The organism is Micromonospora sp. NRRL B-16802, assembly GCF_001279555.1.
In the GTDB taxonomy this organism is placed as follows: domain Bacteria; phylum Actinomycetota; class Actinomycetes; order Mycobacteriales; family Micromonosporaceae; genus Micromonospora; species Micromonospora profundi.
This window is the reverse complement of record NZ_LGEB01000086.1, coordinates 330,090-340,804: the sequence shown is the minus strand read 5'-3', so window position 1 is coordinate 340,804 and position 10,715 is coordinate 330,090. Positions and strand designations below refer to the sequence as shown.

Below are 10,715 nucleotides of genomic sequence, written 5' to 3'. Positions count from 1 at the left end.
AAAGTGCCGCCATGCGCGCTCGACTGTCCGACATCGCCCAGCAGGCTGAAGTCAGCGAGGCCACGGTGTCGCGGGTGCTCAACGACCGCCCCGGCGTGGCTCCGGAGACCCGGCAGGCCGTTCTCACCGCCCTGGACGTGCTCGGCTACGAGCGCCCGGCCCGCCTGCGCAAGCGCAGCGCCGGGCTGGTCGGCCTGGTCGTGCCGGAGCTGGACAACCCTATCTTCCCCGCGTTTGCGCAGGTCATCGAGTCCACCCTGGCGCAGAGCGGGTTCACACCGGTGCTCTGCACGCAGACCGCCGGCGGCGTCACCGAGGACGAGTACGTGGAGATGCTGCTGGACAGGCAGGTCTCCGGGATCGTCTTCGTCTCCGGCCTGCACGCCGACACCGCCGCCAACCATGACCGCTACCGGGCGCTGCTCGCCCGACCGCTACCCGTCGTGATGATCAATGGGTACGTCCCCGGCATCGGCGCACCATTCGTCTCCTGCGACGACCGGGAAGCCGCCGAACTGGCCGTGGCCCACCTCGTGGCGCTCGGGCACCGGCGGATCGGCCTGATCACCGGCCCGGACCGGTTCGTGCCGGTGCAGCGCAAGGTGGCTGGCTGGCGAGCGGCGATGACCCGGCTGGCCGGCGTCGCCGAGGCCGACCTGGGATCCTTTGCCGAGTTGTCACTGTTCGGTGTGGAGGGTGGCGAGGCGGCTGCCAGTCGCCTGCTGGATCGGGGCGTCACAGGCGTGGTCTGCGGTTCCGACCTGATGGCGCTCGGCGCGGTCCGGGCGGCGCGGCAGCGCGGCATGACCGTTCCCGGCGATCTCTCGGTGGTCGGCTACGACGACTCGCCGCTGATGGCCTTCACCGACCCGCCGTTGACCACGATGCGCCAGCCGGTCGCCGCGATGGCGGTGGCAGCGGTCCGGGCCCTGGTGGACGAGATCAACGGGCATGGTGCCCCGCACTCGGAATACCTGTTCCGCCCGGAACTCGTGGTGCGCGGCTCGACAGCTGTCGCGCCGGCTGGCGCGCAACTCTCTTACGCAAGATCTGCTTGACTCTTGCAGCAGGGGACCGGCATATTGCTCGAATGATCAGGACTGCCCCCCTGCCCCACGCCGACGACGACTGGTGGCGCTCCGCTGTCGTCTACCAGGTCTACGTGCGCAGCTTCGCCGACAGCAACGGCGACGGCGTCGGGGACCTCCAGGGCATCCGGCAGCGCCTGCCATACCTGCGCGACCTGGGCGTGGACGCGCTCTGGTTGACCCCCTTCTACACCTCCCCCATGGTCGACGGCGGGTACGACGTCGCCGACTACCGGGACGTCGACCCGATGTTCGGCACGCTCGCCGACTTCGACGCGATGATCACCGACGCGCACGCCCTCGACCTGCGCATCATCGTCGACCTGGTGCCCAACCACACCTCCAGCGCGCACCAGTGGTTCACCGCCGCCCTCGCCGCGGGCCCCGGCTCGCCCGAGCGGGCGCGCTACCTCTTCGCCGACGGTCAGGGCGCGCACGGCGAGTTGCCGCCGAACGACTGGGAGAGCATCTTCGGCGGCCCCGCCTGGACCCGGGTCGCGGACGGCCAGTGGTACCTGCACCTCTTCGACCCGACCCAGCCGGACCTGAACTGGCGGCACCCGGAGGTCCGCGCCGAGTTCCTCGACGTGCTGCGGTTCTGGCTGGACCGAGGTGTGGACGGCTTCCGGATCGACGTGGCACACGGGATGATCAAGGCCGAAGGGCTGCCCGACGTCGGCTTCAGCACGATGACGACAGGCCAGCGCCAGGTCGAACTGCTCGGCAAGGGCCGACTGCCGTACTTCGACCAGGACGAGGTCCACGAGATCTACCGCACGTGGCGGCCCGTCCTGGACAGCTACCCGGGCGGTCGGATGGCGGTCGCCGAAGCGTGGGCCGAGACCCCCGAGCGGCTGGCCCGCTACATCGGCCCGGACGAGCTGCACCAGGCGTTCAGCTTCGACTTCCTCGACGCCACCTGGTCGGCCGACTCGTTCCGCAAGGTGATCGACACCGCACTTGCCGAGTCGCAGGTGGTCGGTGCGCCCACCACCTGGGTGCTGTCCAACCACGACAAGCAGCGGCATGTCACCCGCTACGGCGACGGCGCCGAAGGGCTGCGTCGGGCACGCGCCGCCAGCCTGCTGATGCTCGCCCTGCCCGGCTCCGCCTACCTCTACCAGGGCGAGGAACTGGGCCTGCCCGAGGTCCTCGACCTCCCCGACGAGCTACGGCAGGACCCGGCATTCCTGCGTACCGGCGAGAGCCGCGACGGCTGCCGGGTGCCCATCCCGTGGAGCGGCGACCTGCCGCCGTACGGCTTCGGGCCAGCCGGCAGCGAGGTGAGCTGGCTGCCCGCCCCGGCGACCTGGCGTGCCCTGTCTGTCGCCGCGCAGACCGGCGTGCCCGGCTCGACGCTGGAGCTGTACCGGGCCGCCCTGCGGATCCGCCACGAACACCCGGCGCTGGCCGTGGACGCCGGCGGGGTCGCCTGGCTGGAAGGTGAGCCAGGTGTGCTGGCCTTCTCCCGCACCGCCGGCTCGACAGTGCTGACCTGCGTGGTGAACCTCAGCGGCGCACCAGTCCTCATCGACGGGTACGGCGAGCCGATCCTCGCCAGCGAGCCGCTCACCGGGCAGGGCTCCGGCCAACTGCTGCCCGTCGACGCAACCGCCTGGTTGGAACGGCGCTGAGCGGGTAACCGATCTGGACCTGGTCGTCCGCCGTGCCCCGCGCCGGCGGGCGACTGGGGTACCGGCCCCTTGTGGTGGGGGGTGAGGTGCACCGGCGCCACGCGGATTCGTCCGCGTGGCGCCGGTGTCCGTCGCGACGGAGGTGACCTCATGGTGGTACGGATCGCCCAGTGCACGATCGACGTCGAGGACCTGGACGTGATGGTCGCGTTCTGGTCGGCAGCGCTCGGCTACGAGGTCTTGCAGGGCGACGACGGCAGCGCGAAGCTCTGGCCGTCGGGACAGCTGTCCGGGGCCGCGCCCACCGTCTGGTTGCAGGGCTCGGGCACCGCCAAGCGGGGCAAGAACCGGCTGCACCTCGACCTTGTCGCGGACGCCGACCCGCAGACCGAGGTACGGCGGTTGGTGGGCCTCGGGGCGCGACCCGTGGACGTCGGGCAGACCGGGTCCGAGGGTTTCACAGTGCTCGCCGACCCGGAGGGCAACGAGTTCTGCGTACTGCACTCCGAACCGACCCGCTGAACCCTTACTGTCACTTGGCGGTGAGCAGCGCCGCGATCCGGGTGAAGCCGGCGCGGACCTCGGCCTCGTCCGGCGGTTCGGTGGGCTCTCCGTGGCCCGCCTCGTCGGCCTCGGCGTCCAACTCCTCGTCGACCACGTCCTCGAAGTCGCCGTACAGATCGGCTCCCTCGGCCTGCCGGGCCTCGTCCTCGGCGGCGACCTGGGCGGCGGCGATCTCACTGCGGATCTCGTCGGGCGACAGCGCCGGCAGCAGCGGCTCCACCACGGCCATCAACTGCTCGTCGGCCACCACCGCCTCGGCCAGCGCCAGCGCGTGCGGCCGCTCGTACGGCCCGCAGACCACCGGCTCCCACTCGTCGAGGTCGCCGAGCGGACCGAAGGTGATGATCCACGGCAGGCCGAGCATCGGCGAGTCGGACGGCAGGTCAAGTGTCATGAGTGCGCCCACCGGCTCATCATTGCCGCTCCCGCCGGGAAGGTGGGCGTCATTCGCCTTAACGTACGTCGGACGTGGGCCGAGGTGGGCCGACGTGGGCCGACGTGGGCCCACGTGGCAGACGTAGCCGACGTAGCCGGGGTGGCCGACATGGCCGACGTAGCCGGGGTGGCCGACCTGGACCGACGTGGTTCGCCGGCGGCACCGATGGCCACGCCGGCGCGCCCTCCGCGGGGGGCGGTCGGCCATAAGCGTGATGACTCTGAGGTATCAATATGCCTGAGAGTCATCAGGCGTTTCAGGGCGCCAGCGACGCCGCCGCGCTGTTCCAGCAGGCCACCGACACCAGGCCGGAAGAGACCACGACGTCACAATCATCACCCGCCACGCCGACGGCCTCGTCGGGACCTGCTCGATGCATCGGCGCAGTTGCGGCGAGGTGGAGCGAGGTGGAACGAAGGGCGATCCCGTCCCGCTCAGTCGTGGCGGATGGCGTCGAGGGCGGCGCGGACCAGGGCGAGGGCACGGTCCGGCGGGACGCCCAGCCGCCGTGCCTCGGCCGCGTACCCGGCGGCGGCCTGCTGCAGCCGGTCCAGGGCGTCGTCCCGGCCGGGGGCGACGAACGTACCGTTGCGCCCTCGGGTCTCCAACAGCCCCGCCGCTTCCAGCTCCCGGTACGCCCGGGCCACCGTGTTCGCGGCCAGCCGCAGGTCGGCGGCGAGCTGCCGGACGGTGGGCAGTCGGCTGCCCACCGGCAACCGGCCGTCGCCGATCAGCTCGGCGAGTTGCCCGCGCACCTGCTCGTACGGTGGCACCGGGGAATCCTGGTCGACCGAGATCAGCACCTGCGTACCTTCCACGTCGTCAACCCCCACCGCCCGGCGTACCCGGATCGGTGTCCTCTTCGAGGTTCGTCGGCGGCGGCCCCTCCGCCAGGTCGATCACCCGTCCCTTCTGGCTGGTGGCGAGGAGCGCCGCTCCGAACAGCACCAGCTGGTTGAGCAGGTAGAGGTAGAGCAGCAACCCGACCGCGCCGGCCACCACCGTGTACGCCGGGTTCCGCTCGGTGCGCACCACGTAGTACCGGCCGACGGTGTTGAGCAGTGTGATGCCGATCGCGACAAGCACCACCACCGGGCGCAGCCGGGACCGGCTCATCCGCAGCCGGGGCACCGCGACAAGCAGCGCGACGGCGAGCACCGCGTTGAACAGCACGCTGAGGGCCGCGCTGATCGTGGTGAGGCCGACCGAGCCGGTGCTGCGCAGCAGAAAGCGCAACAGCGACTCCAGCGCGTCCACCGCCGCCACCGACACGCCGAGCAGCACGAAGACGCCGATCATCACGCCGAGGTCGACCAGCCGCCGGACCACAAGGTTGCCCGGCTGCTGGTTGAGCGCGTACATCAGCCGCTGCGAGGAGCGGATCGACTCCACCCAACCGATGCCGGTGAACACCAGGATGATCAGGCCGACCACGCCGACGGTGCCGCTGGAGTTGGCGATCTGCTGCGCGTCCAGGAACGGCAGGTTCTCCTTCAGGAAATCGGCCGCCGCCTCGCTGACCTCGTCGTTGTCCTCAAGGATCGCGCCGAAGATGGAGTACGCGACAAGGGCGAGGGCGAAGACCGCGAAGAACCCGTAGTAGGCGATCGCCGCGGCCAGTCGCCCGGCCAGCACCTCGGCGTAGAGCGCTCCGGCACGCCACACGTGATCGAAGAGCCCCGACCGGCGGCGCGCGGCGGTCACCCAGCGGTCGATGCCCGCCTCGATGGCTCCGAACACGTTCACGCGGGTCATCCTCGCCGATCTCCCACCGCCGCTGTGGCAACCGGCTCCGAATGCTCGCCGGCCGGCGCGTCGGCGACGGTCAGTTGCCGAGGCGGAAGTCCCGGCGGGGTTGCCACCGGGCCGCCCCGCTGTGTGAAAAGAGGGTGAACGCGTCGACCTGGAACATCGCGGAGAAGTCGGCCAGATCCTCGTACACCTTGTCCAGTGCCTCCGGCGACACGTCCTGCGCCACCGTGACGTGCGGGTGGTAGGGGAAGCGCAGCTCGCGGTGCACGTCCGGCACGGCGGCGATGGCCGCGGCAAGCAACTCGCACTCGCTGATCCCGGCGGCGACCGTCACGAACACCACCTGGGTCACCGGGCGGAAGGTGCCGGTGCCGCGCAGGTGCAGCGCGAACGGCGGGTGCGCGGCGGCCACGTCGCCGAGGTGCCGTTCGACAGCCGGGAGGCTGGCGGTCGGGATCTCGGTCGGGCCGAGCAGCGTCACGTGGGCCGGCACCGCGAGGGCGTCACCGGCCTCGACCCGCCGCCGGGTGAGCTGACTCCCCCAGGGCTCGGGGATGTCCACCGCGATGCCGATCTGGATGGTGTCGCCCGACGGCATCACCCCGCCACTGCGATCCACGCTCCGCGCCGCCTCTTGCGCCACCGACCCGCCCACCTGTCCCGCGGCGCTATTCGCCGCGCACCGGCGGGAAGAACCCGACCCGCTCGTACGCGGACCGCAGCGTCGCCCCTGCCACCGACCGGGCCTTCTCCGCGCCGGCGGCGAGCAGCTTGTCCAGCTGCGCCGGGTCGTCGAGGTAGGTGCGGGTGCGCTCCTGGATCGGGCGGACGAAGTCGGCCACCACCTCGGCCAGGTCCTTCTTCAGATCCCCGTAACCACGACCGGCGTACGCGGCGACCAGCTCGTCGATGCTGCGACCGCTGAGCGCTGAGTGGATGGTCAGCAGGTTGGACACGCCGGGCTTGGTCTCGGCGTCGAAGACGATCTCCCGGCCGGTGTCGGTCACCGCGGAGCGGATCTTCTTGGCCGAACGGGCCGGGTCTTCCAGGAGGTCGATGATGCCTGCCGGCGAGGACGACGACTTGGACATCTTCGCTGTCGGGTCCTGCAGGTCGGTGATCTTCGCGGTGTCCTTGACAATGTGCGGCGCGGGGACTGTGAACGTCGCGCCGAACAGCGAGTTGAACCGCTGAGCCAGATCCCGGGACAGCTCCAGGTGCTGCCGCTGGTCCTCGCCGACCGGCACCGCGTTGGCCTGGTAGAGCAGGATGTCGGCGGCCTGGAGGACGGGGTAGGTGAACAGGCCGACGCTCGCCCGCTCGTTGCCCTGCTTCTGCGACTTGTCCTTGAACTGGGTCATCCGGCTGGCCTCGCCGAAGCCGGTGATGCAGCCCAGCACCCAGGCCAGCTGCGGGTGCTCGGGCACCTGCGACTGCACGAACAGGGTGCTGCGGTCCGGGTCGAGACCGACGGCGAAGAGCTGGGCGGCCGCCACCCTGGTCCGCTGGCGCAGCACCGCCGGATCGTGGCCCGCGGTGATGGCGTGCAGGTCCACGACGCAGTAGAACGCGTCGTGCGTCTCCTGCAACGCCACCCAGTGCCGCACGGCCCCCAGGTAGTTGCCGAGGTGGAACGAGTCGGCCGTCGGCTGGATGCCGGAGAAGACGCGCGGGCGGGCGGAGACGTCGGGCATGGCGACAATTCTGTCAGCAAGCGACCGGGTGCGTCATGACGGGCCGGCGGGTCGGCCACGGCCCGCCGCTGCCGGGGCGTTGACCTCGCCCGGCTCCCCCGCCCCGAAACGTCGTGTCGACGCGGCTGCGGGTCCGCCCTGCCGCGCGGCGTAGCTCTCCCGAAGCGGCGCCGTCCCACCGTCGCGGGCCGACCCTTCATCGACGCCGCCGACCGCGCGCGAGGCGGCAGCGTCGCGGCGCTGGTCCGGCATGCGCACCGCCGAGACCGCGAGCCGGGCCACCCGGCGCCCGTCAAGTGCCAGCACGCGCAGCAGCCAGCCGCCGGGCGGGTCGCCCGGATCGAGCCCGCCGTCGTCGGCCGGCCCGGCGGGCACCGTCACCTCGTCGCCGGTCACCGGCAGTCGGCCCAGCGCTGCCATCACGTACCCGCCGACCGTCTCGTACGGCCCGTCGGGCAGAACCACCCCGGTCCGCTCGGCGAAGTCGGCGAGGTTGAGCCTGCCGTCCACCACCGCCGGAAGGCCGCCGTGCACCGGGTCCGGCGCCGTGTCGTACTCGTCGTGGATCTCCCCGACGAGTTCCTCGATCAGGTCCTCCAGCGTGACGATCCCGGCGGTGCCGCCGTACTCGTCGATCACCACCGCCAGGTGGTGACGCTCCCGGCGCATCTCGGTGAGCGCGGCCAGCACCCGTTTGCTGCCGGGCAGCCGCTTGACCTCGCGGGTCAGCTCACCGACGGTGGCGCAGGGGTCGGTGTCCGGGCGCAGCAGCACGTCGCGCAGGTGCACGAAACCGACCACGTCGTCATGGGTGCCGTCGGTGACCGGGTAGCGGGTGTGCGTCTCGGCGCGGACCAGTCGGGCCGCCTCGGCGATGGTCAGCCGGGCCGGCAGGAAGACCACCTCGGTGCGGGGCATCATCACCTCGCGCACCAGGCTGGCACCGGCCGCCAGGACCTCGTCGATGATCCGTCGCTCGTCCGGATCGAGCACCGTGTTCGCCGCGACCAGGTCGCGCAGGTCGGCTTCGGAGATGCGCTCCCGGCCGGCCGCCGGGCCGGCTCCGAGGAGGTCGGTGACGAGGCGGCTGGCACCGTCCGCGGCGCGGACCAGCACCCGGGCGACGGCCCTGGCGAGCGGGCCGGGGTCGCGGCGGGGTCGCCCCCGCGCGCGTCGCCGGAGCCCGGCACGGGCCACATCCCGCATGACAGAGATGGTAGACACCGTTGGCCCGTCGCACGTGGCATCAGGGAGAGCCGGCATGTTCGGCTCTGTTTAGACGTGAGAGATTATGATGGAATGGGTTGGCGGCGCGGCCGGTCGAGGTGCCACGCGCAGCCGTAGGGTGATCATCAAGGACCGCGTCCCGGCGGGCCAGGCAGGAGGCAACGACGTGAAACTGCTCGTCACCGGGGGCGCCGGCTTCATCGGCAGCGTCGTGACCCGGATGCTGCTCGACGCCGGGCACCAGGTCGTCGTCCTGGACGACCTGCGCACCGGTCATCGCGAGGCACTCGCTCCGGACGCCACCCACGTCGAGGCGTCCATCCACGACGCCGCCCAGGTCGTCACTCCCGACGCCGGGTTCGACGGGGTGCTGCACTTCGCCGCCCTGATCGCCGCCGGTGAGTCGATGGTCAAGCCTGAGCTGTACTGGCAGAACAACACAGTCGGCACGCTCGCCCTGATCGACGCGGTCCGGGCCGCCGGGGTGCCCCGGATGGTCTTCTCCTCCACCGCGGCCGTCTACGGCAACCCCACCGAACTCCCCATTCCGGAGACAGCGGTCAAGGCGCCCACGAACACGTACGGCGCCACGAAGCTCGCCGTCGACATGGCACTCACCTCCGAGGCCATCGCGCACGGGCTGGCCGCCGTCTCGCTGCGCTACTTCAACGTCGCGGGCGCCCACCTCACCGGCGATGTCGCGCTGGGCGAGCGACACGACCCGGAGACGCACCTCATCCCCATCGCGTTGGAGGTCGCCGCCGGCCGGCGGGAGAAGCTCCAGCTCTTCGGCGACGACTACCCCACCGTGGACGGCACCTGCGTCCGCGACTACATCCACGTCGCCGACCTGGCCCGTGCCCACCTGCTGGCGCTTGACGCCGCCACCGCCGGCCAGCACCGCGTCTACAACCTGGGCAACGGCAACGGCTTCACCAACCGGCAGGTCGTCGACGTGGTCCGCGAGGTCACCGGCCACCCGGTGCCGGTCGAGGTCGCGCCGCGCCGCGAGGGCGATCCCGCCGAGCTTGTCGCCTCCTCCGCGCTGGCCCGCGACGAACTGGGCTGGGAGCCGCAGAAGCCGACCCTGCACGACATGATCGGCGACGCCTGGGCGTTCTACCGCGCGCACATCCTGGAGCAGCACCAATGACCGGTGACGTGGCCGAGCGGGCCGCCGCAGGCTTCACCGAGCTGTACGGCGTCGAGCCGGCCGGCCGTTGGGCAGCACCGGGTCGGGTGAACCTGATCGGCGAGCACACCGACTACAACGACGGGTTCGTGCTGCCCTTCGCGTTGCCGCTGCGTACCGTCGTAGCCGCCGACCGGCAGGCCGACGAAAGTTGGACGGTCTGGTCCGAGCTCTCCGGCGAGACCATCACCTTCGGCGCGGACGACGTGGCCGAGCCGGGCCGGGTGACCGGCTGGGGCGCGTACGTGGCGGGGGTGGTGTGGGCGTTGCGCGACGCCGGCCATCCGGTGCCCGGTGCCCGGCTGGCGATCGCCTCCGACGTGCCGCTGGGCTCGGGGCTCTCCTCGTCGGCGGCGCTGGAGGCAGCAGTGCTCGCCGCCCTGCTCGACCTCGGCGGGTTGGAGTTGCCTGCCGAACGGCAGCCACGGCTGGCGCAGCGCGCGGAGAACGTCTACGTCGGCGCGCCAACAGGCATCATGGATCAGTCCGCGGTGATCCGCTGCCGGGCCGGGCACGCGCTCTTCCTCGACTGCCGCGACGAGTCCGTCGAGCACATCCCGTTCGATCTGGACGCCGCCGGGCTGGCTGTGCTCGTCATCGACAGCCGGGCGCCGCACCGGCACGCCGACGGCGAGTACGCCGACCGCCGCCGGTCCTGCGAGGCGGCGGCCAAGGCGCTCGGTGTTCCCGCGCTGCGCGACGTGACCGTCGACCAGCTCGACGCCGCGCTGGCCCGCCTCGACGACGAGGTGACCCGGCGGCGGGTCCGGCACGTGGTCACCGAGGACCAGCGTGTGCTCGACACTGTCGCACTGCTCCGCGCGGGCCGGGCCCGGGACATCGGCCCGCTGCTCACCGCCTCGCACGTCTCGATGCGCGACGACTTCGAGATCACCGTGCCGGAGATCGACACGGCCGTCGAGGCGGCGCTGGCGGCAGGCGCGCTCGGCGCCCGGATGACCGGCGGCGGCTTCGGCGGGTGCGTCCTGGCCCTCATCGAGGCGGACCGCGCCGAAGCGGTGGCGACCGCCGTCAGGACGGCCTACGCCGAGCGCGGCTTCACCGCCCCCAACACTCTGACGGTCCTCCCCGCCCCCGGCGCAACCCGCCTCGACTAACCCCCGACCT

10 protein-coding genes and 1 pseudogene are annotated in these 10,715 nt (G+C 71.8%); 5 read left to right on the top strand and 6 right to left on the bottom strand.

All coding sequences use genetic code 11. The annotated features are described in order from the left end of the window. The first annotated feature begins 11 nt into the window (after positions 1–11). The 3 genes from ADK66_RS24780 (at position 12) to ADK66_RS24770 (ending at position 3,244) form a co-directional block, all read left to right on the top strand. Positions 12–1,058 (top strand): LacI family DNA-binding transcriptional regulator, encoded by a 1,047-nt coding sequence (locus ADK66_RS24780; RefSeq protein WP_053659280.1) that lies wholly within the window; start codon positions 12–14, stop codon positions 1,056–1,058. Positions 1,059–1,090: 32 nt separating this feature from the next. Next, positions 1,091–2,722, top strand: coding sequence for a glycoside hydrolase family 13 protein (locus tag ADK66_RS24775; RefSeq protein WP_053659278.1), 1,632 nt, complete (start codon positions 1,091–1,093; stop codon positions 2,720–2,722). A 150-nt stretch (positions 2,723–2,872) separates the two neighbouring features. Beyond that, positions 2,873–3,244 (top strand): VOC family protein, encoded by a 372-nt coding sequence (locus ADK66_RS24770; RefSeq protein WP_053659276.1) that lies wholly within the window; start codon positions 2,873–2,875, stop codon positions 3,242–3,244. 10 nt (positions 3,245–3,254) lie between these two features. Here ADK66_RS24770 and ADK66_RS24765 read toward each other — a convergent pair whose 3' ends face one another. From ADK66_RS24765 to ADK66_RS24740, 6 genes and pseudogenes are all read right to left on the bottom strand, one after another. Then, positions 3,255–3,692, bottom strand: coding sequence for a hypothetical protein (locus tag ADK66_RS24765; RefSeq protein ID WP_053659274.1), 438 nt, complete (start codon positions 3,690–3,692; stop codon positions 3,255–3,257). Positions 3,693–4,156: 464 nt separating this feature from the next. Beyond that, on the bottom strand, positions 4,157–4,540 hold the full coding sequence (locus ADK66_RS24760; protein ID WP_231640177.1) for a GntR family transcriptional regulator: 384 nt from the start codon (positions 4,538–4,540) through the stop codon (positions 4,157–4,159). 4 nt (positions 4,541–4,544) lie between these two features. Then, complete coding sequence (locus tag ADK66_RS24755) at positions 4,545–5,468, bottom strand: YihY/virulence factor BrkB family protein (protein WP_053659272.1); 924 nt, start codon at positions 5,466–5,468, stop codon at positions 4,545–4,547. Positions 5,469–5,547: 79 nt separating this feature from the next. Continuing rightward, positions 5,548–6,072, bottom strand: a complete 525-nt coding sequence (locus ADK66_RS24750; RefSeq protein ID WP_082377642.1) for a 2'-5' RNA ligase family protein — start codon at positions 6,070–6,072, stop codon at positions 5,548–5,550. Positions 6,073–6,142: 70 nt separating this feature from the next. After that, positions 6,143–7,168, bottom strand: a complete 1,026-nt coding sequence (gene trpS, locus ADK66_RS24745) for a tryptophan--tRNA ligase (protein ID WP_053659268.1) — start codon at positions 7,166–7,168, stop codon at positions 6,143–6,145. Positions 7,169–7,399: 231 nt separating this feature from the next. Then, a pseudogene (locus ADK66_RS24740) lies at positions 7,400–8,374 on the bottom strand (hemolysin family protein); the annotation flags it as partial. A gap of 187 nt (positions 8,375–8,561) precedes the next feature. Here ADK66_RS24740 and galE point away from each other — a divergent pair. Further along, on the top strand, positions 8,562–9,548 hold the full coding sequence (galE, locus tag ADK66_RS24735) for a UDP-glucose 4-epimerase GalE (RefSeq protein WP_053659487.1): 987 nt from the start codon (positions 8,562–8,564) through the stop codon (positions 9,546–9,548). After that, positions 9,545–10,705, top strand: a complete 1,161-nt coding sequence (gene galK, locus ADK66_RS24730) for a galactokinase (protein WP_053659264.1) — start codon at positions 9,545–9,547, stop codon at positions 10,703–10,705. Before galE ends, galK begins: the two co-directional genes overlap by 4 nt. Positions 10,706–10,715 lie beyond the last annotated feature (10 nt).